The sequence below is a fragment of the Vagococcus silagei genome (assembly GCF_004795745.1).
In the GTDB taxonomy this organism is placed as follows: Bacteria; Bacillota; Bacilli; order Lactobacillales; family Vagococcaceae; genus Vagococcus; species Vagococcus silagei.
This window is the reverse complement of sequence record NZ_SDGV01000031.1, coordinates 1-21,004: the sequence shown is the minus strand read 5'-3', so window position 1 is coordinate 21,004 and position 21,004 is coordinate 1. Positions and strand designations below refer to the sequence as shown.

The window sequence follows — 21,004 nt, the reverse complement described above, 5'->3', positions numbered from 1 at the left end:
AAGTCTTTAACTTATTTATTTGCTTATATTTATTAAATGGAAAATAAATTAGAAAAAAATATGACAATTCTTATTTTTTTATGTTATACTATTAAACAAGAAAAAAGAACAAGACACTAAATATCTAGAGGTGCAATGAATCAAGAAGACTTTCGGAGTTTAAGGAAACGAAGAAGAAAGTTGGCGGGGTTGTTGCCGAAATGTTAGAAAGAGCCTTATCTTCCTAATGTTGGGTCTATGGTGAATAACTATGGAACTGTCTCAGTACATGATACTGGGTTGCGCTAGGATTTTGATAAACGGAAATGTTTCTTTCGTTGCAGTTATCTAACCCTAAGATTTTAGCAATCCTATCATACTATAGGATTGTTTTTTTTTACTTCAATCAATAGGGAGCGAGTAGTGATGGAAAGACATCAAAGACGTTTATTAGTTATGTTGTTTCTACTGGTAGGAACGATTATGAGTACAGTAGGAGCAACCACAGTAGAAGCAAAAGAAAAATTCGTAGTAGGGATGGAGGCGGGTTATCCACCATTCAACTGGACACAAGCTGACGATCGAGATGGCGGTGTTCCAATTCAAGGATCAAAAGATTTTGCCGGTGGCTATGATGTTGAAATCGCTAAACGTGTTGCCGATGGTTTGGACAAGGAACTTGTCATCTTTAAAACAGAGTGGGATGGTTTAGCACCAGCACTAACTTCTGGTAAGGTGGACGCAATTGTTGCAGGTATGTCACCAACGCCAGAAAGAAAGAAAACCATTGATTTTACAAACAACTATTATGATTCACATTTGGTCATGCTCGTTAAAAAAAATGGAGCGTTTGATCAGGCTAAAAGTTTAGCTGATTTTAAAAATGCTAAGATTACAGGTCAGTTAAATACGTTCCATTATTCAGTCATTGATCAAATTCCAGAAGTCGAAAAGCAAACAGCAATGGATAATTTTCCAGCGATGCGTGTTGCCTTGGAATCAGGAAAAATTGATGGCTATGTGACTGAACGACCAGAGGGTGTGACAGCTGAACGTTTGAATCCTAATTTCAAAATGGTTGAATTCAAAGAAGTAGATGGTTTTAAAACAGCACCAGAGGATACATCAATTGCGATTGGTTTAAGAAAAAATGAACCAGAGCAGTTAGCTAAGATTAATTCTATTTTGGAAGGTATCTCAGGATCAGAACGAACAAAAATTATGGATGCCGCAATTGCGCAACAACCGGATGGCGATACGAACGAGCCATGGATTGTAAGAATTGTGCGTGAAAATTGGAAAGCATTCTTGCGTGGTGCCGGTGTAACATTACTTATTTCATTAGTCGGTACAATCGTGGGAACGATTTTAGGTATGGCGATTGGTATTTTTAGAGCAATACCGAAACCTCGTAAAAAAGGACCACGTTTCTTCAATCAATTATTAAATATTATCTTCTCGATTTATGTTGAGATTTTTAGAGGTACGCCAATGATTGTGCAGGCAATGGTTATCTATTATGGGTCAGCTCAAGCATTTGGTATTAATGTTAATCCATTAGTTGCGGCACTATTTATTGTTTCAGTTAACACGGGTGCTTATATGACGGAAATTATTCGTGGTGGTATTTTTGCAGTGGATAAAGGTCAATTTGAAGCGGCTGAAGCTATTGGGATGACACATGCTCAAACAATGTGGAATGTGGTGGTACCACAAGTCTTCCGTAATACATTACCAGCAATCGGTAATGAATTTGTCATCAATATTAAAGATACATCCGTGTTAAATGTGATTGCAGTTTCTGAATTATTCTTTACTGCTAAGACTGTTGCAGGTAGTAACTTCCGTTTCTTTGATACGTTCTTTGTGGTATGTGTGATCTACTTTGTGATGACGTTTACAGTTACTCGTGTCTTACGTTGGGTAGAACGTAAAATTGATGGTAAAGATAGTGGCTCGCATGTATCTTATGCAAATCAAATGCAAGTTAAAAAAATTGGAAAAGTGGGTGAGTAACGATGGCTGATTTTGTACAAATTAAAAATTTAGAAAAAACATTTGGCGATCATCGTGTGCTTAAGGGAATCGATATTGAAATCCAAAAAGGAGAAATTGTGACCATTATTGGTTCATCAGGTTCAGGAAAATCAACGTTACTCCGTTGTATAAATTTACTTGAAACGCCAACGTCAGGTGCCATTTTATTTAAAGGTGAAAATATTTTAGATATTCAATATAATTTGCCTAAATATCGAGCTCAAGTTGGGATGGTTTTCCAACAATTTAATTTATTTGAAAATCATAATGTACTCTCGAATTGTACGGTTGGACAAGTCAAAGTCCTGAATCGCTCAAAAGAAGAGGCTGAAAAAATTGCCCTTGAAAATTTGGATAAAGTTGGCATGAAAGAATTTGCTTTTGCCAAACCAGCACAATTATCCGGTGGTCAAAAACAACGTGTTGCGATTGCTAGAGCAATTTCAATGGATCCGGAAGTGATGCTGTTTGATGAACCAACGTCAGCACTTGATCCGGAGATGGTGGGTGAAGTTTTAAATATTATGAGTGATTTAACTAAGACCGGTTTAACAATGATTATTGTTACTCATGAAATGAAATTTGCGCAAGAAGTATCTGATCGTGTCATCTTTATGGATCAAGGTGTAGTTGCTGAAGAGGGAGCACCAGAAGAATTATTCTCTAATCCAAAAGAAGAACGTACGAAAGAATTTTTACAACGTATTATTGAATAAACTTGTTCTTAAGGGAGTGTGACTTTTTTGTAGTCACACTCCCTTTTATTAATTTTAATGATGCGGATTTTGATGTTAAACTAAGAATAAAGATGAAAGTGAGGCAAATAAGAATGCATGATACTATTAATCAAGCTGTAAAAAAAATAAAGGCAAGTCGTTCTTTGGTGTTCTTAACTGGCGCGGGTGTGTCTGTCCCTTCAGGTATTCCTGATTATCGTTCATTATCAGGTGTTTATCAAGGAATTGCAGCGCCTGAGTATTTATTAAGTCATACTTGTTTGAAAGAGGAACCAGATAAGTTTTATGCGTTTGTTAAAAAACTATATCATCCGTCGGCTCGTCCTAATATTATTCATGAGCAAATCGCAGCGCTTGAAAAAGAAAAATACGTCACGGTTGTCAGTCAAAATATTGATGGTCTTCATCAAGCGGCTGGTAGTCAAAATATTGTTAATTTTCACGGAAGTTTGTATCATTGCTATTGTCAAAATTGTGGTGAAACTGTCCCTGTGGCTGAGTATCTAAAAAGTGACAAGCATTTTTGTGGTGGACAAATTCGACCAGATATTGTTTTGTATGAAGAGGCTCTAGATGAACAGAATGTATCAAAGTCAATCCAAGCGATTGCAACAGCGGATGCAATTGTGGTTGTAGGTACGAGTTTAAAAGTTTATCCATTTAGTGGTTTGATTCAGTATCAAGCACCCAATGCTGAATTGATAGTCATTAATCAAGAACCATTATATTTAAATTATCCGCATCTAATGGTGACGGAAAAAGCTGAAGTTGTCTTTAAAAAAATATCTAATAAGGAGAATCATTAATATGTTGGAATCAGTTAGAACAGAAATCAATCAAATTAATCGTGAAATCGTTGCTTTATATGAAAGACGAATGGCTTGTGTTGATGAGGTTGTCAGAATAAAAAAAGAACAAGGTTTACCGATTGAGGATTCAAAGCGAGAAGCCGAAGTGTTAGCGAAAATGGCGGCTTATTTAGAGAATGAAGAGTATGCTTCTGATATTGAAACACTCTTTGGATGCATTTTTGATTTATCAAAACAACATCAACAAGCAAAATTGCAAGAATAAAAAAAGTGGCGATTGACTTTTATTAAGTCAATCGTCACTTTTTAGATGACAATAACGGGTACGCCCACGCCAATCATATTGTATAGTTGTTTTGCAACAGTTGGTGGGGTATTGATACAACCGTGTGAACCTACTGTTGTATATGAAGTGCCGCCATAAGCGCCAGGGTTTTGCCATGCAGAATCATGAATGCCGACACCAGTCCAATCGATAGGCATCCAAAAATCAACAGGTTCGGCATAATCCTCACCTCTTAGAATTTCATTCTGCTTTTTATTCCAAACATAAAAAACGCCTTTTGGTGTTGGTGAACTAGGTTTACCTGTAATAACAGGTGTCTCTAGAGCGACTTTTCCATCTTTGTAATACCACATATGTTGTGCTTGTAAGTCGATTTCAATATAGGTATTGCCAATTAAATCAACACCAGGATTTGAACTTCCTTCAAAGTGAGGTACACGATCAGTAACGCCTTTGCCTTCAAGAAGTAGTTCAGATAATGCTTCGGTTTCAGAATTGGTTGCGATTGTCCAACTGTATGAACCAGCGGGAACAGAAACTTCACCTTGTTTTGTACTTTTGAATTTTGAAGGATTGGTACTAGTGTTGTATTTTTGGCCAAGTTCAGTGATATACGCAGTGACTTTTTCTTTATTAACAGCGACTTTATTGTCAGCGAATGTGAACCATGTTTGAGTGACTTCTTTTGGGACTTCAACCTTTTGGCCATTCACAATATAAGAAACACTTTGAGTACTTAAGCGCTCGATATCACCAATTGCAGCTACTAATTTTTCATCATTTGAATGTACTTTTGGCTTCACAATATATTCATTCAGGTTGAGTGATTGTTTACCACCTAGAACTGCCTCTTTGATTTTAGAAACGGTCTTATCAACATCCACTGTCGTACCTTCAACTTCTTTTACAATTTGATATTTACCATCTTTAAATTCAATTGCAGCGTCTTTAGAAGGTGTTTGTGATTTATTATATGTGTTTAAATCAGTTTTAATTTGCTCAAGTGACGCATCCAAACGTGCCACATCAGTTTCAGCTAGCTTTATAGGGTAGCTTTTTGGAGCTTTAAAGAATGCTAACGGCCAAGCAAATGGTTTTTGTTTATTAAAAATTTGATCGGTCGTTGCTTTAATATCATAAGAGATGCCTAACTCTTCACCAGGAATTGTTTTCCACTCATTTTTTTCATCTAAGATAGCAAAAGATGTTTTCTTTAGATTTTTTTGTAATTTTTCTTCTGTTCCTGTGCGTGTTAAACGTTCGACTGAAATATTATCTACCGTTGTTCGAGGTAGTGTATGTGATTGAAAATAGAACGCAAAAAACGCATATAGTCCAATCAAACCGATAATGAGGACTGTCGGGACTAACAACCATTTTTTTTGTTTCATAGATAATTCCTTTCTCTTTAAAAAATATTGTAATATAATTGTAACATACTATATTCTAAAATCCACTCCAAAAAAAATGAATCTGATATAAATCGATTTGAGCTTAATAAAAAACATTGTGAATTTTAATGTCTCATAAAGCCTATTAAGCTAGATTATAGCACCAGCAGTTGTACCTGTCACTTCTCATGTTTTGAAATCTATTATTAAGTGATAATTAATTTTTGTTAAGAATAACACAAAGTGAGTTTTTGCTTTTTGGTATTTTACAAGCTTAGAAAAATCCAAAGATTCTTTAAACTCTGGCTTGAATAAGTAGAATTATCTTAAAAATGATGTCATAATTAAGGATAATTGAAAATAAAGTGCTATAGACACTATTAAGAAGAATAAAGGGGTCGACGTTGTGAAGTTAATTATTGGATTAGGTAATCCAGGATCGAAATATCGTGCAACAAAGCATAATATTGGATTCATTACATTAGATGAAATTGCCTATCGTGAAAAAATAAAATTTAATAAAAATATGTTTGAAGCAGATTTAGCCGAATTTTTTGTTAACGACGAGAAGGTTGTGTTGGTTAAACCACAAACATTTATGAATGAATCAGGTCGTGCTGTGGGACCGTTGATGACATATTTTCAAGTCTCACCAGAAGATGTTGTTGTTGTCTATGATGATTTAGATTTACCGATTGGTAAGATTCGCTTACGTGAAAAAGGAAGTGCTGGGGGACATAATGGTATTAAGAGCCTGATTAGTCATTTGGGCACACAAAACTTTAACCGTGTTCGTGTTGGCATTGATCGACCAAAAGCACCACAAACAGTTGTTTCGTATGTCTTAAGTCCGTTTGGAAAAGAAACACGTGACGACATGCTCCAAGCAGTTAATGCTTCGGCTGATGCAATTGATTATTGGTTACAAGGACATACATTTGTTGACGCGATGAATCATTATAATGTTAAAAAATAGTGCAACAAGTGGTATGAGAAAGGAGGGAGTGCTTTGTATCAAACTCCCGGAATAATTAATGCGTTATTGGATCATCCAGAAGTTAAAACATGGTCCGATAATCTAACTGTTATGCCGATGCAATTAATCACTGGTCTGTCTGGTTCGGCCAAAACATTGCTTATGGCAAGTATGCTCAAGATGCAGAAAAAAATCTTGATTTTAACACCAAATTTATATTATGCGCATCGTTTAATTGATGATTTGAGTCAGGTCGTGCTGAACGACTATCTTTATTTGTTTCCGGTTGATGAAGTGGCAGCTGTTGAAATGTCATTTTCTTCACCTGAAGCACTGGTCGATAAAATCAACACTTTAAATTTTTTAAGTACAGATGGACCCGGAATTGTCGTGACGTCTTTAGCAGGCTTTCGTCACTATTTACCCTCACCCACGGTATGGCAAGATAATTGTTTAACCTTTGATTTTGAACATGAGGTTGACTTAGAGACATTACCACAAAAATTAGTTTTGTTAGGGTATGAACGCCAACAAATGATTGGCAAACCAGGTGAGTTTAGTGTGCGTGGTAGTATCATTGATATCTACCCCCTAACAAGTGAATATCCTGTTCGAATTGATCTTTTCGATACTGAAATTGATTCAATTCGTTTATTTGACGTGGAGACACAACGCTCACTTGAAACGATTGAGTCGATTATGGTTCCACCTGCAACAACACAAATCTTTAGTGAAGAGGAACTAGTGAATGGTGCAGAAGTGCTAGAAACCCGCTTTTCCGAAAAACTTGAAGTCATGACAAGTCATGACGATCAAGAACGAATTGTTGCCTATAGAGATAGCATTGTTTCAGAGTGGCGCAAAGGCCGTCCAACTGAAGAAGTGAAACTATATCCGAGTCTCCTTTATGGCAAAAAGCCTGCTACTTTAGGTGATTATTTTAAAGATGATGATTTAATGGTGGTGGACGACTATAGTCGTTTGGTCGAAAGTGAACGTGAATTATTACGTGAAGAAGCAGAATGGCTAACGATGAAGCTTGAAGAACAAGTTTTATTTGACGATCAAACATTTGGTGGTGACTTTAGAACATTATTGAAAGCAGCACCGCAAAATAAAACCCATTTTTCACTGTTCCAAAAAGGAATGGGTCGCATGAAATTTCAAGCCATCTATCCAATTCAATATCGTCCTATGCAACAATTTTTTGGTCAGATGGCCCTCTTTAAAACAGAATTAGATCGTTGGCATAAACAAGGTCAAACGATTGTTGTTTTGGCAGAAAATCAAGAACGTAGTCAAATTTTAGAAAAGCTATTGATTGATTTAGAAGTGTCGGCAGTTGTTAACGATACGAATACTTTATTGCAAGGTCAGACGCAAATTCTTGAAGGATCACTTTCAGCAGGATTCGAATTGCCTGAAAGCAAACTAGTTTTTGTCGTTGAAAAGGAAATTATTCATTCACGAACCAAAAAAAGAGCACGTAAACAAACCGTTTCGAATGCGGAACGTTTGAAAAGCTATAACGAATTAAAACCTGGCGATTTTGTGGTTCATGCGAATCATGGGATTGGGAAATATGTGGGCATGGAAACCTTAAAGAGTGGTGGTGTCCATCAGGATTACATCACGATTCTTTATAAGAACAATGATAAGCTCTTTATTCCAGTTACGCAGTTAGATATGATTCAAAAATATGTTTCTTCTGAATCTAAAACGCCAAAAGTTAATAAATTAGGTGGCACAGAGTGGGTCAAAACGAAAAGTAAAGTCTCTTCTCGTGTTGAAGATATCGCCGATGATTTAATAAAACTCTATGCAGAACGCGAAGCCGAGAAAGGATACGCATTTTCACCAGATGATGACTATCAACGTGAATTTGATGACCGGTTCCCATATTCGGAAACTGAAGATCAATTGCGTAGTATTCAAGAAATTAAAAAGGATATGGAGCGCGAACGCCCAATGGATCGTTTGTTGGTGGGTGATGTTGGTTATGGAAAAACAGAAGTTGCCCTAAGAGCGACTTTTAAAGCGATTAAAGATGGCAAACAGGTTGCCTTTTTAGTACCAACCACGATTTTAGCGCAACAACATTATGAAACAATGCTTGAACGTTTTGCCGATTTCCCAATTAATATTGGTTTGTTGAGCCGTTTTAGAACAAAAAAACAACAAACGGAAACATTGGAACAAGTAAAAAAAGGTCAAATTGATGTTGTAGTAGGTACACATCGTGTCTTATCAAAAGATGTTGAATTTTTAGATTTAGGTTTGTTGATTGTTGACGAGGAACAGCGTTTTGGCGTGAAACATAAAGAACGTTTGAAACAGTTGAAGTCACAAGTGGATGTACTAACATTGACAGCAACGCCAATTCCAAGAACGTTACACATGTCGATGTTAGGTGTTCGTGATTTATCAGTAATCGAAACCCCACCAGCCAATCGTTATCCCATTCAAACTTATGTCATGGAGAAAAATTTTGGGGCGATTCGCGAGGCTTGCGAACGCGAGATGTCACGTGGCGGTCAAATTTTTTATTTGTATAATCGTGTGGAGACAATCGAACAAAAAGTTGACGAGCTGCAACAAATATTACCAGAGGCGCGCATTGCTTATGCACACGGTCAGATGACGGAAGTTCAATTAGAGAATGTGCTCCTAGAATTTATTAATGGTGAATATGATTTACTAGTAACAACTACAATTATTGAAACCGGGGTGGATATTCCGAATGTGAATACCTTGTTTGTTGAAAATGCCGATTACATGGGTCTTTCTCAGTTGTATCAATTACGTGGTCGTGTTGGCCGTAGTAATCGTGTGGCGTATGCTTACTTTATGTATGAACCACAAAAAGTTTTAAACGAAGTCAGTGAAAAACGTCTCCAAGCGATTAAAGATTTTACTGAGCTTGGTTCAGGCTTTAAGATAGCCATGCGTGATTTATCCATTCGTGGTGCTGGTAATCTTTTAGGTGCGCAACAACATGGATTTATTGATTCAGTTGGTTTTGATATGTATACACAAATGTTAACCGAAGCAGTGAATCGTAAGCGTGGTTTAACTTCGAATGATAGTAAAATTATTACTGAAATTGATTTGGGTATCGATGCATACTTACCAACAACATATATAGAAGATGAGCGTCAAAAAATTGAAATTTATAAACGAATTCGCCAATTAGAAAGTGCGGAAATGTATGATGAATTATTGGATGATTTAATTGATCGTTTTGGGGAATACCCAGAGGAAGTATCTAATCTATTGACGATTGGTTTAATAAAAATGAATAGTGATTATGCTTTAATTGAAAAAATTAGTAAAAAAGGCTTAGCGATTGAGCTTCAATTAAGTAAAGAAGGAACCAATACATACACAGTCGAGCAACTGTTCAAAGCGTTAGCGAGCACAACCTTGAAGGCAGAAGTAAGACCAGAAGAAGGACAAATGCTGATTATCTTAAAAATCACACCACGAATTGCTGAATCGGATTGGTTACAAGAAATTTCTAATTTTGTTGAAGCGGTTCGGGAACAAAAATATTTAAAACGACGTGAGAAAAATGATCAAGACGAATAAAATAGACGAGGTAAAATCACCTAATCATCAAATGCTTCAAGGTACGATGATCTTAACAATCACATCTCTAATTGTTAAAATTTTGAGTGCTGTTTACAGGGTCCCTTTTCAAAATTTAGTAGGTGATGAAGGCTTCTATGTATATCAACAGGTTTATCCAATCTACGGTATTGGGATGACGTTGGCTTTGTCTGGTTTACCCGTTTATTTGTCTAAGCTGATAGCGGCAGAAGAAAAACCAAGCAAAGCCAGACAATATACCTATTTATTTTTTGTGATGGTGAGTGTGCTATCATTTATAGCATTTCTAGTTCTTTTCTTAGGCTCAAACCAGATGGCGTTATTAATGGGGGACGTCAAGTTGGCTTCTTCAATTCGTGCGGTATCATTTTTGTATCTTGTAGTGCCATTTTTAGCGAGTTATCGTGGTGGTTATCAAGGTCAATTGAATATGAGACCCACAGCCTTTTCACAATTAGTTGAGCAAGGTGTCCGTGTGATTATTATTCTTTTAGCGGGTGCAATTTATACGGTTGTTGAAATTTCAATTTATAAGGTAGGCATGCTTGCGATGCTGGGTTCAGTTTTTGGTGCTATTGGTGGCTTACTTGTATTAATTTTTATGAATCGCGAAGGCGTTAAATTGTTTGAAAAGCCGCAATTAACGAAGCAGGAAATTCAGCGGTTTTTCCGACGCTTGCTAAGTGAAGGAGGAACGTTATGTATTTTTAGTGCGTATCTTGTTTTCTTTCAACTTGTGGATTCATTTGCAGTAAAAAATGCACTTGAGATTAGTGGCGTCTCAGAGTTATTAGCTAAAACAACAAAAGGAATTTATGATCGAGGCCAACCACTTGTGCAAGTCGGTCTTGTCATTTCAGTTTCAATGACAACCACTTTTATCCCTTTGTTAACCCGTTATTTTGCTAATAACCAAGAAAAATCATATGAAAAATTAGTTCAATCATTTTTAAAACTATCATTTACCGTATCGAGTGCGGCAGGTGTTGGTTTAGCGTTGGTTTTACCCTATATTAATGTGACCCTTTTTAAAGATAATAAAGAGGGACTTTCATTAAGTTTATATGCTCTCTCAGTTTTCTTTGTTGCGATGATTCAAGCGTATCAAGCCATCTATCAAAGCCGCAATCGAGTAAAATTACCCTTTTTAGCAGCTATTGTGGGTTTATTTGTAAAATTAATGCTAACAGCTAACTTAACGATTGCTTATGGAACAGTCGGTACAAGTTTAAGTACGATAATAGGTCTTGCAACCTGTTTAATTGCGATGCATCTTAAATTGAAAAAAGACTTAGAGTTTTCTCTTTTCTCTTGGACATATTATGTTAAGATAGGAATAACATTGGGAAGCATGATTGCATTATTGTCGTTTTATCAACGTTTTCTAGCACAATGGCTGTGGATTGATTGGGGTAGGATGGTAACCTTATTATTGACTTTGGTCGGAGTAGGATTAGGAGTAGGGATCGTTATTATCTGTCTTATTCATTTGAAAATATTCACGACTGATGAATGGGATATGCTTCCAGGCGGTAAAAAAATGAAAGCTAAATTTAAAAGATAATGGAGTGAGTAAGATGCGTTTAGATAAATATTTGAAAGTATCACGTCTCATTAAAAGACGTACTGTAGCAAAAGAAATTGCAGATAAAGGACGTATTCAAGTAAATGGTCAAATAGCTAAGTCGTCAACGAACGTTAAAGAAGGCGATTTAATTAAGATTTTATTTGGTAATAAAATACTTGAAGTTCGCGTCGTAGCAATTAAAGAAACAACAAAAAAAGATGAAGCAAAAGATTTATACGAAATAATTAGTGAAACGCAAGGAAATACTTTAGAAACTTTATAATTAGATTAGACAATGGTTCTTGACCTTGGTATAATAAAGTATCTTTGAATTTATGAGAGGAGACTTTTTCTACTAATGAAGGACGAAATGAAGTTATTGACACTAAAAGAAAAAACAACAAGTTTGTCTTTAGGAGACACACAAAAAGAGACAAAAACTTTAATTTTAAAACGAAGACGTTTGATGGTCTTTTTTGTCATCATATTTTTAGTGTTTACAATTATTGGTCTGAATTTGTTTAAGAATAGTCAACGATTACTCTCTTTAGAAGAAACAAAACAAGAAGTTAATCGTGATTACGAAAAAGTGTCTGTTGCAAAAAAAGACCTCCAAGACGAGGTAGATTTATTGCATGATGAAGAGTATGTGGCAAAAGTTGCTCGTGCAAAATATTTTTATTCTAAAAAAGGCGAGCAAGTTTATAGTATTCCAGAGTTAAATAACTCAACTCAACCAAGTGGTAACAAATAAGTAAAAATATATTTTTAAGAAGGCCCAAGGAGGAAAAAGATTTTTATGTCAATTGAAGTAGGGGTAAAGCTACCTGGAAAAGTTTCAGGAATTACCAATTTCGGAGCATTTGTTGATTTAGGAGAAGGCAAAACAGGATTGGTGCATATTAGTGAAGTATCAAATAGTTTTGTCAAAGATATTAATGACTGCTTAACTGTTGGAGACGAAGTAGAAGTTAAAGTCATGTCTATTGGTGATGATGGAAAAATAGGGTTGTCAATCAAACGTGCAAACGAAGAAAAACAACCAGAACGTAAAAAAGAGTATAAACGTTCGAACTATAACAAATCAGATCGTGGTTCTGCTCCAAGAAAACCAGTAGCGCCTGCTCCAAAGAAAGAAAGCTTTGACACATTAATGAGTTCATTCCTAAAAGATAGTGATGATCGTTTGAGTTCATTACGTCGTAATACTGAAGGAAAACGTGGGGGCCGTGGCGGTCGTCGCAATTAATAAAATTAATTTGTAAAGGATAAGGTGACTTATCCTTTTTTCTCTTTTAACGATGAGGGAGGTTAACAAAGATGTCATTATTTCATCAATTTTATCAAAAAGTGTTGCAGAGTAAGTGGTGGGATACAGAAACTAAAGTTTTAGTTGCCGTTTCTGGTGGCGTGGATTCAATGGTATTGCTGCATTTGATGCAAGAACTACCTGACTCAGTTCGCCCGCAACTAGGCGTTGTTCATATTAACCACCAACTACGTGCAATTTCAGATGTTGAAGAGGCGTTTTTACGTGATTATTGCCAAGCGAATCATTTACCATTTTATCGTAGAAAATGGCAAGAAGGCCCTTTTGTTCTCAGTCATGTTGAACAAAAAGCCCGTGATTTCCGTTATAGTATGTTCGAAGAAGTTGTGAGAGAGCAAGGCTATGAGCAAGTTCTAACTGCTCATCACCTCGATGATCAAGCTGAGACAGTCTTGATGCGTCTAATGGGTGGTCATCGAATTGGTAGTCTCTCAGGAATGGTAGAATTTCAAGAACGTGACTATTTTGATTTGATTCGTCCGTTGTTATCGTTTAGGAAAGAGGCTTTATATCAGGAAGCATTGGCTGAAAACATCGCCTTTTTTGAAGACGAAACAAATCGAGATACCATTTATTATCGTAATCGTGTGCGTCATGAATTTTTACCACAAATGACACAAGAAAACCCCAAAATTACAATGCATTTAACTCAATTAGCCGAACAAATTTCTTATGGAAAAGAGATTGTTAGAAATGCGATTCGTCCGTTGTATGAACAAGTATTTAGTTTTGAAAATGGTGAGTGGCGCATTAATCAACCTCTTTTTGTGACTGCTCTTAAAAGCGAACAATTTTTTTTGCTTGAAGAATGGTCGTCAGAATTCTTAACTGAGACAGGTTTGGCACTAAGTCAACCGCTACAGAAGCAACTGTTAGCGTCGTTAAATAGTGAACAGCCGCATTGTTGTGTTTCGTTAAAAAAAGAATGGGTATTTGAACGTAGCTATGAAACGGTTAAAATTCATAAAAAAATAAAAAAAGAATTAACCCCTTTTCAAGTAAAAAATGTTAAACTGAATTCAGGAATGTACCTAAATGAAAGAGAATGGTTCGGCTTTTTTGAAATTGATCATGAATCCGAATTAACTAATCATTTAAATTGGCAAAAATTCGAAATAATGATAGGATTACCTGATACGAAAGAAATTCAAATTCGTAAGAAACAACCAGGTGATCGAATAAGATTTAATCAAAAAGGACAAAGTAAGCGTGTGTCTCGTTATTTTATTGATGAAAAAATAGCACAAGATGCACGTGAAGATAGTTGGATTGTCGCAACCCTTGAACAAGAGATAATTTGGCTGGTTCCATTTAGAGAATCTTATTTGAGTATTTATAACGAAACTGCTAAAATACAATATAAGCTTATCTACTATAAACAGTGGGATAAGTAAGTTTGGAAGGAGAAACTTATGTTAGAAAAAGACATAGAAAAAGTATTTTATTCAGAGGCACAAATTCAAGAACGCGTGAAGGTCTTAGGACAACAAATTAGTGAAGATTATCAGGATAAAAATCCATTAGTAGTAGGTGTTCTAAAAGGCGCGGTTCCGTTTTTGGCAGACCTTGTTCGTGCGATTAATGTGCACTTAGAGATGGATTTCATGGATGTTTCAAGCTATGGTTCTGCTTTTGTATCTTCAGGTGAAGTCAGAATTTTGAAAGATTTAGATACTGTAGTAGAAGGTCGTCATATCATCTTAGTTGAAGATATTATTGACAGTGGTCGTACGCTAAAATATTTAGTGGAATTATTAAAACATCGTAAGGCAGCATCTGTGAAGATTGTCACAATGCTAGACAAACCTGAAGGTCGTGTTGTTGATATGGAAGCAGACTACATTGGTTTCGATGTACCAAACGAATTCGTCGTAGGTTATGGCTTAGATTACATTGAAAACTATCGTAATCTACCTTATATTGGCGTGCTTAAACCTGCAGTTTATGAAAACGCTGATTAAAAAATTAAATAGAATGACTTTAAACCATTCCAGAAATAAGGAGGACATGTATGAATAAGAAAAATTCAGGCATGAAGAATTCCCTTTATTATATCATTGTCTTTTTATCAATGATTATGATTGTGTATTTCTTTTTTGGCCAGGGTGGCGATCAATCACCTAAGATTAATTATTCAACATTTTATTCACAGTTGAAGGGCGATCAAGTAAAAGAATTCTCAGTTCAACCTTCAAATGGTGTGTATCAAATTACCGGTGAGTATATTGACGAACAGAAAGTTACCGATGCGGGTGGACTCCCAGTATTTGGTAAAACTAAAGCCACAACTAAACGATTTACAACGACTGTATTACCTAATGATTCTACAATTAAGAACATCAGTGACGCAGCTAAAGAAAGTAAAACAAAATTTGTGGTGAAAGAACAATCCAATAGTGGCATGTGGATTTCATTGTTATTCACGTTCCTACCATTCCTATTCATTATTTTCATGATTTACATGATGATGGGTCAAGGTGGACAAAGTGGTGGCAATGGCCGTGTGATGAACTTTGGTAAAAGTAAGACTAAAGAAACTGACAAAAAAGATATCAAAGTACGTTTCTCTGACGTAGCAGGTGCTGAGGAAGAAAAACAAGAATTGGTTGAAGTTGTCGAGTTCCTTAAAGATCCTCGTCGTTTCGCAGAACTAGGTGCGCGTATTCCTGCAGGTGTGTTGTTAGAAGGACCTCCAGGAACTGGTAAAACATTATTAGCAAAAGCTGTTGCGGGTGAAGCGGGTGTTCCGTTCTATTCAATTTCCGGTTCAGACTTTGTTGAAATGTTTGTCGGTGTTGGTGCAAGTCGTGTTCGTGATTTATTTGAAACTGCTAAAAAAGCAGCACCAGCAATCATCTTTATTGATGAGATTGATGCTGTCGGTCGTCAACGTGGAGCAGGTATGGGTGGTGGACACGATGAACGTGAACAAACACTTAACCAATTACTTGTTGAAATGGATGGTTTTGGTGGCAACGAAGGAGTAATCGTCATTGCTGCAACTAACCGTTCTGATGTATTAGATCCTGCGTTGTTACGTCCAGGTCGTTTTGACCGTCAAATTTTAGTGGGAACACCAGATGTTAAAGGCCGTGAACAGATTCTTAAAGTTCATTCTCGTAACAAACCTTTAGCTTCAGATGTTGACTTAAAAGTGGTTGCTCAACAAACACCAGGTTTTGCTGGTGCAGATTTAGAAAATGTTTTAAACGAAGCAGCTCTTGTAGCGGCACGTCGTAATAAGAAGAAAATTGATGCTTCGGATATCGATGAAGCACAAGATCGTGTGATTGCTGGTCCTGCGAAGAAAGATCGTGTGATTAGTAAAAAAGAACGTGACATGGTTGCTTACCATGAAGCCGGTCATACGATTGTTGGTTTAGTCTTAAGTGATGCTCGTATTGTCCATAAAGTAACAATTGTACCGCGTGGACGTGCAGGCGGATATATGATTGCATTACCAAAAGAAGATCGTTTCTTAATGACTAAAGTAGAAATGTTTGAACAAATTGTTGGTCTTTTAGGTGGACGTGTATCAGAAGAAGTCTTCTTCGATTCACAATCTACCGGAGCAAGCAATGACTTTGAACAAGCAACTCGTCTTGCAAGAGCGATGGTTACTGAATATGGTATGAGTGATAAATTAGGTCCCGTACAATATGAAGGGAACCACCAAGTCTTTATTGGCCGTGACTATGGTCAAACTAAAGCTTACTCTGAGCAAGTTGCCTACCAAATCGATGAAGAAGTTCGTAATATCATGATGGACGCTCATCGTAAGGCGCATGAGATTATTGAAAGTCACCGTGCACAACATGAAATTATTGCCAAAGCATTGCTTGAACATGAAACACTTGATGCTAAGGAAATTAAATCATTGTTTGAAGAAGGTGTTATGCCGTCTAAAGAAGTGGCCGAAGAATTTCCAAGTGAAAAATCAGGTACTTTTGAAGAAGCCAAAGAAGCTTTAGAGAAAAAAGAAGCTGAAAAACAAACTTCAGAAGAAGGCACTGAAACAACAGCTCCAGAGGCTGAATCAGACGCTTCTAAGACTGACGAGTAAAAATAGTTTCAAGATTATTAAAAGTAAGTTATGATAAGTGGGATATACGAAAGTGTAACCCACTTTTTTCGTGTCTTAAGATAAATACGTAAAAGAAAGAGATGATAATGGTGAAAGACTATTTAATTAAAGCATTAAGTTTTGACGGACAAATTAGAGCGATGGCGGTTCGTTCGACAGAAGCTGTTAAAGAGGCTCAAGAAAGACAAGATACATGGCGTGCAGCAACAGCGGCACTAGGCCGTACAATGAGCGCTGGATTAATGCTAGGCGCGATGCATAAAAACGATGAAAAGTTGACGGTTAAAGTCCAAGGAAATGGTCCGATTGGGGCTATTATTGTTGATGTCGATGCGCATGGAAATGTTAAAGGATATCCTCAAAATCCACATGTTAATTTACCTGCAAATGAAAAAGGTAAAATTGATGTTCGCGGAGCAGTTGGAACAGAAGGATTTATTTCAGTTATTAAAGATTTAGGATTGAAAGAACCAGTATCCGGTCAAGTGCCATTAGTTTCAGGCGAGTTGGCTGAAGATTTCACTTATTATCTTGCGAATTCAGAACAAGTCCCTTCAGCAGTAGGTTTAAGTGTATTGGTTGATAATGAGCGCGAAGATTGTGTTAAAGCAGCTGGTGGCTTTATGATTCAAGTCATGCCGGGAGCGACTGAAGAAACGATTGCGGAAATTGAAAAAAGAATCGCTGATATTCCAATGGTTTCAAATCTATTGGATGAAGGTGAATCACCAGAAGAAATTTTATATCGTTTGTTAGGCGAAGAAAACGTTGAAATTCTTGAAAAAATGCCAGTTCAATTTAACTGTGATTGTTCTAAAGAACGTTTTGCGAGTGCGATTGTCACACTAGGAGAAAAGGAAATCCAACAAATGATAGATGAAGATCAAGGGGCAGAAGCTGTCTGTCACTTCTGTTGTGAAAAATACCATTATGACGCAAAAGAATTAGAAGAATTATTAACGCAAGCGAAAGAAAAATAGGGGGAAACCAGTTTTGTGGAAAATTGGCGAAGTTGAAATACCTAATCGAGTTGTCGTCGCGCCAATGGCAGGAATCAGTAATTCTGCTTTTCGGGTGACGGTCAAAGAATTTGGAGCGGGACTAGTAGTCTGTGAAATGATTAGTGATAAAGGAATCCAACAAAGAAACCGAAAAACACTAGAGATGTTACATATTGAGGAACAAGAGCATCCGCTCAGTTTGCAAATTTTTGGTGGTGTCAAAGAAACACTTGTTGAAGCGGCTAAATTTGTTGAAGAAAATACAACTGCCGATATCATCGATATTAATATGGGATGTCCAGTTAATAAAGTGATTAAAGCCGAAGCGGGTGCAAGATGGTTACTTGATCCTGATAAAGTTTATGAAATGGTTCAAGCTGTTTCAAGCGCGGTGAAGGTCCCTGTCACTGTGAAAATGCGAATTGGTTGGGATGAAGAGCACGTTTTTGCGATAGAAAACGCCTTAGCTGCTGAAGCGGCAGGTGCTTCTGCGATTGCAATGCATGGTAGAACGCGTGTGCAAATGTATGAAGGAACAGCCAATTGGGATGTTTTACGTGATGTCAAAAAAGAATTAAAGATACCGTTTATGGGTAATGGTGATGTCAGAACACCAGAAGATGCGAAACGTATGCTGGATCATGTCGGCTGTGATGGTGTGATGATTGGTCGAGCTGCACTTGGTAATCCATGGATGATTTATCGGACACAGCGATACTTAGAAACGGGAGAATTATTGGCTGAACCAGCTCCAAATGAAAAGATTGAAACAATTAAACTGCATTTAGCTCGTTTGGTTGCTTTAAAAGGTGAGCGAATTGCAGTTCCTGAGTTTAGGCAACACGCAGCGTACTATTTAAAAGGAATCCCGCGTGCTGCTAAGGCGAAAGTTGCGATTAATCAGGCGCGAAGTGAAGCAGAAATCATTCAAATATTAGATGATTTATTAGCAAATTTAGTTGCAAAAGGCTTAGCAAGCTAATAATATATGAAGAAAAGGCAAAAGCAACTTGCCTTTTTTTGATTTAATGTGCATTATAGAAGTAAATAATTATTAGGAGGATGTAACGTGTCAAAAGAAATTCAAGGTCATGAAGAAATGAACGACCAACTAATCGTTCGTAGAGAAAAATTAGCGGAGTTACGTTCTAAGGGATTAGATCCATTTGGTGGACGATTTGAACGCACAACCAATTCAAAAGAACTCCATGAAAATTATGATGATAAAACAAAAGAAGAATTACAAGAATTAGGTTTGACAGCAACTATTGCTGGTCGTATTATGACAAAACGTGGAAAAGGTAAAGTTGGGTTCGCTCATTTACAAGACCGCGAAGGCCAAATTCAAATTTATGTACGTAAAGATGCAATCGGTGAAGAAGAGTACGAATTATTTAAACAGGCCGATTTAGGTGACTTTATTGGTGTGACTGGTGAAATTATGAAAACTGATATGGGTGAAGTAACAATTAAACCGACAACACTAACTTTCCTATCTAAAGCGTTACGTCCTCTTCCAGATAAATATCATGGATTAACAAATATCGAACAAAAATATCGTCAACGTTACTTAGATTTAATTAGTAACCGTGATAGCTTTGATAAATTTGTAAAACGAAGTGAGATTATTCGCGAAATCCGTAACTACCTAAATGATTTAGGTTATTTGGAAGTAGAAACGCCAACGCTACATAACATGGCGGGAGGAGCAGCAGCTCGTCCGTTTACAACGCACCACAATGCCTTAGATATGGAATTATATTTACGTATTGCTTTAGAATTACATCTAAAACGATTAATTGTTGGTGGTATGGAAAAAGTTTATGAAATCGGTCGTGTTTTCCGTAACGAGGGTGTTGATACAACACATAACCCTGAGTTTACAATGATTGAAGTCTATACTGCTTATACTGACTATAATGATATTATGGACTTAACAGAAGGTATCATTACAAATGCTTGTCAAAAAGTATTGGGTACTCTTCAAATTACTTATGGTGACTACGATTTAGATTTAGGTCATCCATGGAAACGCGTGCACATGGTAGATGCAGTTAAAGAAGTGACAGGCGTTGATTTCTGGCAACAAATGACAGATGAAGAAGCGCGTGCAATTGCGAAAGAGCACAACGTTCATGTTGAAGATCATATGGATTATGGTCACGTTGTCAATGAATTCTTTGAAGAGTTTGTTGAAGAAACATTAATTCAACCAACATTTATCTATGGTCATCCAGTATCAATTTCACCATTAGCGAAGAAAAATCCTGATGATGAACGTTTTACTGATCGTTTTGAAGTCTTTATTGTAAAACATGAATATGGAAATGCGTTTACTGAGTTAAATGATCCGATTGATCAAAGAGAACGTTTTGAAGCGCAAGCGCGTGAAAAAGATTTAGGTAACGATGAAGCGCATGGTATTGATGATGATTTCATCGAAGCACTAGAATACGGTATGCCGCCAACAGGTGGGTTAGGAATTGGAATTGACCGTTTAGTCATGTTACTAACTAATTCTCAATCAATTCGTGACGTATTATTATTCCCAACAATGCGTTAAGCTTAATAAATAATTTTATTGAAAGCAGATATCTCAAATATCTGCTTTTTATTTTTTTATGAACGATAAATTTATTTGGTCTAATAAAGTATGGATAATAACATTCGATATTCGCAATAATTAGGCTTTAATCTTAGTTAAGTTCGTTTATTTTCTGATGTAAGCACAACTTTTGAGTTTTTACTAAAGACAGTTGTTTTTGTATAACGGGTAGTAATTTAAATAAATAAAAAAAAGCATTGACGATAAGCAAATTACTTGTTATATTTATCTACGTTGTCAACGAGATAACAAAAACTTAAAAAATATTTAATAGTTTTTCAAAAGAAAATGTTTGACAAGTTGATAAATATTTGATAAGATATAAAAGTTGCTAAAGCAACAAGAACTAGACCTTTGAAAACTGAACAAAGTAAGACGAACCAAATGTGTAGGGTGTTTTTACTATTAAGTAAAAGCAACTTCAATTTAGTGAATAAAATTCGCTAGCAATTTATAAATGAGCTAAACATCTTCGGATGTTATCATAACTTTTTATTGAGAGTTTGATCCTGGCTCAGGACGAACGCTGGCGGCGTGCCTAATACATGCAAGTCGAACGCACTTTCTTTCACCGGAGCTTGCTCCACCGAAAG

General features: G+C 36.4%; 17 protein-coding genes and 1 riboswitch. Of the genes, 16 read left to right on the top strand and 1 reads right to left on the bottom strand.

Features of this window, described 5'->3' with window-relative positions; genetic code table 11:
• Window positions 1-117: 117 nt before the first annotated feature.
• A riboswitch (Lysine riboswitch) is annotated at window positions 118-295 on the top strand.
• 110 nt (window positions 296-405) lie between these two features.
• The 4 genes from ESZ54_RS11400 (at window position 406) to ESZ54_RS11385 (ending at window position 3,827) form a co-directional block, all read left to right on the top strand.
• Window positions 406-1,995 (top strand): ABC transporter permease subunit, encoded by a 1,590-nt coding sequence (locus ESZ54_RS11400; RefSeq protein WP_136137779.1) that lies wholly within the window; start codon window positions 406-408, stop codon window positions 1,993-1,995.
• A 2-nt stretch (window positions 1,996-1,997) separates the two neighbouring features.
• The gene (locus ESZ54_RS11395) at window positions 1,998-2,732 is read left to right on the top strand and encodes an amino acid ABC transporter ATP-binding protein (protein WP_136137778.1); all 735 of its coding nucleotides are present in this window, start codon (window positions 1,998-2,000) and stop codon (window positions 2,730-2,732) included.
• 113 nt (window positions 2,733-2,845) lie between these two features.
• Window positions 2,846-3,559 carry an NAD-dependent protein deacylase gene (locus ESZ54_RS11390; RefSeq protein ID WP_136137777.1) on the top strand — a complete coding sequence of 238 codons (714 nt, stop codon included), beginning with the start codon at window positions 2,846-2,848 and terminating at the stop codon, window positions 3,557-3,559.
• Between the two features lies 1 nt (window position 3,560).
• Window positions 3,561-3,827, top strand: a complete 267-nt coding sequence (locus ESZ54_RS11385) for a chorismate mutase (RefSeq protein WP_136137776.1) — start codon at window positions 3,561-3,563, stop codon at window positions 3,825-3,827.
• A 41-nt stretch (window positions 3,828-3,868) separates the two neighbouring features.
• Here the strand turns inward: ESZ54_RS11385 and ESZ54_RS11380 are convergent, their stop codons facing one another.
• Window positions 3,869-5,239: a L,D-transpeptidase family protein gene (locus ESZ54_RS11380; RefSeq protein WP_136137775.1), complete on the bottom strand. Its 1,371-nt coding sequence runs from the start codon at window positions 5,237-5,239 to the stop codon at window positions 3,869-3,871.
• A 406-nt stretch (window positions 5,240-5,645) separates the two neighbouring features.
• Between ESZ54_RS11380 and pth the strand changes: the two genes are divergently transcribed.
• The 12 genes from pth to lysS all read left to right on the top strand — a co-directional run bounded on the left by pth (window position 5,646) and on the right by lysS (window position 20,369).
• Entirely contained in the window at window positions 5,646-6,215 is a 570-nt protein-coding gene (pth, locus tag ESZ54_RS11375; protein ID WP_136137774.1) for an aminoacyl-tRNA hydrolase, read from the top strand.
• A 33-nt stretch (window positions 6,216-6,248) separates the two neighbouring features.
• Complete coding sequence (mfd, locus tag ESZ54_RS11370; RefSeq protein WP_420824368.1) at window positions 6,249-9,803, top strand: transcription-repair coupling factor; 3,555 nt, start codon at window positions 6,249-6,251, stop codon at window positions 9,801-9,803.
• Entirely contained in the window at window positions 9,787-11,388 is a 1,602-nt protein-coding gene (locus ESZ54_RS11365) for a putative polysaccharide biosynthesis protein (protein ID WP_204249554.1), read from the top strand. The genes mfd and ESZ54_RS11365 overlap by 17 nt, the downstream gene beginning before the upstream one ends.
• 13 nt (window positions 11,389-11,401) lie before the next feature.
• Window positions 11,402-11,674, top strand: a complete 273-nt coding sequence (locus tag ESZ54_RS11360; RefSeq protein WP_136137772.1) for an RNA-binding S4 domain-containing protein — start codon at window positions 11,402-11,404, stop codon at window positions 11,672-11,674.
• 75 nt (window positions 11,675-11,749) lie between these two features.
• On the top strand, window positions 11,750-12,145 hold the full coding sequence (locus tag ESZ54_RS11355; protein ID WP_136137771.1) for an FtsB family cell division protein: 396 nt from the start codon (window positions 11,750-11,752) through the stop codon (window positions 12,143-12,145).
• 45 nt (window positions 12,146-12,190) lie between these two features.
• Window positions 12,191-12,640: a S1 domain-containing RNA-binding protein gene (locus tag ESZ54_RS11350; protein WP_136137770.1), complete on the top strand. Its 450-nt coding sequence runs from the start codon at window positions 12,191-12,193 to the stop codon at window positions 12,638-12,640.
• A gap of 71 nt (window positions 12,641-12,711) precedes the next feature.
• The gene (gene tilS, locus ESZ54_RS11345; RefSeq protein ID WP_136137769.1) at window positions 12,712-14,115 is read left to right on the top strand and encodes a tRNA lysidine(34) synthetase TilS; all 1,404 of its coding nucleotides are present in this window, start codon (window positions 12,712-12,714) and stop codon (window positions 14,113-14,115) included.
• 18 nt (window positions 14,116-14,133) lie between these two features.
• Window positions 14,134-14,682, top strand: coding sequence for a hypoxanthine phosphoribosyltransferase (gene hpt, locus ESZ54_RS11340; protein ID WP_136137768.1), 549 nt, complete (start codon window positions 14,134-14,136; stop codon window positions 14,680-14,682).
• Window positions 14,683-14,732: 50 nt separating this feature from the next.
• Window positions 14,733-16,784 (top strand): ATP-dependent zinc metalloprotease FtsH, encoded by a 2,052-nt coding sequence (gene ftsH, locus ESZ54_RS11335; protein WP_136137767.1) that lies wholly within the window; start codon window positions 14,733-14,735, stop codon window positions 16,782-16,784.
• Between the two features lie 110 nt (window positions 16,785-16,894).
• Window positions 16,895-17,785, top strand: a complete 891-nt coding sequence (hslO, locus tag ESZ54_RS11330; RefSeq protein ID WP_136137766.1) for an Hsp33 family molecular chaperone HslO — start codon at window positions 16,895-16,897, stop codon at window positions 17,783-17,785.
• Window positions 17,786-17,798: 13 nt separating this feature from the next.
• A complete protein-coding gene (gene dusB / locus ESZ54_RS11325) occupies window positions 17,799-18,788 on the top strand; it encodes a tRNA dihydrouridine synthase DusB (protein WP_136137765.1) in 990 nt (329 codons plus the stop codon).
• A 117-nt stretch (window positions 18,789-18,905) separates the two neighbouring features.
• Window positions 18,906-20,369, top strand: coding sequence for a lysine--tRNA ligase (gene lysS, locus ESZ54_RS11320; protein ID WP_420824370.1), 1,464 nt, complete (start codon window positions 18,906-18,908; stop codon window positions 20,367-20,369).
• Window positions 20,370-21,004: the final 635 nt, after the last annotated feature.

Coding starts and splice junctions, on each gene's coding strand:
- tilS (WP_136137769.1), top strand. CDS start 12,712: ATGTCATTATTTCATCAATTTTATCAAAAAGTGTTGCAGAGTAAGTGG.
- ESZ54_RS11360 (WP_136137772.1), top strand. CDS start 11,402: ATGCGTTTAGATAAATATTTGAAAGTATCACGTCTCATTAAAAGACGT.
- hpt (WP_136137768.1), top strand. CDS start 14,134: ATGTTAGAAAAAGACATAGAAAAAGTATTTTATTCAGAGGCACAAATT.
- ESZ54_RS11350 (WP_136137770.1), top strand. CDS start 12,191: ATGTCAATTGAAGTAGGGGTAAAGCTACCTGGAAAAGTTTCAGGAATT.
- ESZ54_RS11400 (WP_136137779.1), top strand. CDS start 406: ATGGAAAGACATCAAAGACGTTTATTAGTTATGTTGTTTCTACTGGTA.
- ESZ54_RS11385 (WP_136137776.1), top strand. CDS start 3,561: ATGTTGGAATCAGTTAGAACAGAAATCAATCAAATTAATCGTGAAATC.
- ESZ54_RS11355 (WP_136137771.1), top strand. CDS start 11,750: ATGAAGGACGAAATGAAGTTATTGACACTAAAAGAAAAAACAACAAGT.
- ESZ54_RS11365 (WP_204249554.1), top strand. CDS start 9,787: ATGATCAAGACGAATAAAATAGACGAGGTAAAATCACCTAATCATCAA.
- ftsH (WP_136137767.1), top strand. CDS start 14,733: ATGAATAAGAAAAATTCAGGCATGAAGAATTCCCTTTATTATATCATT.
- lysS (WP_420824370.1), top strand. CDS start 18,906: ATGAACGACCAACTAATCGTTCGTAGAGAAAAATTAGCGGAGTTACGT.
- ESZ54_RS11395 (WP_136137778.1), top strand. CDS start 1,998: ATGGCTGATTTTGTACAAATTAAAAATTTAGAAAAAACATTTGGCGAT.
- ESZ54_RS11390 (WP_136137777.1), top strand. CDS start 2,846: ATGCATGATACTATTAATCAAGCTGTAAAAAAAATAAAGGCAAGTCGT.
- ESZ54_RS11380 (WP_136137775.1), bottom strand. CDS start 5,239: ATGAAACAAAAAAAATGGTTGTTAGTCCCGACAGTCCTCATTATCGGT.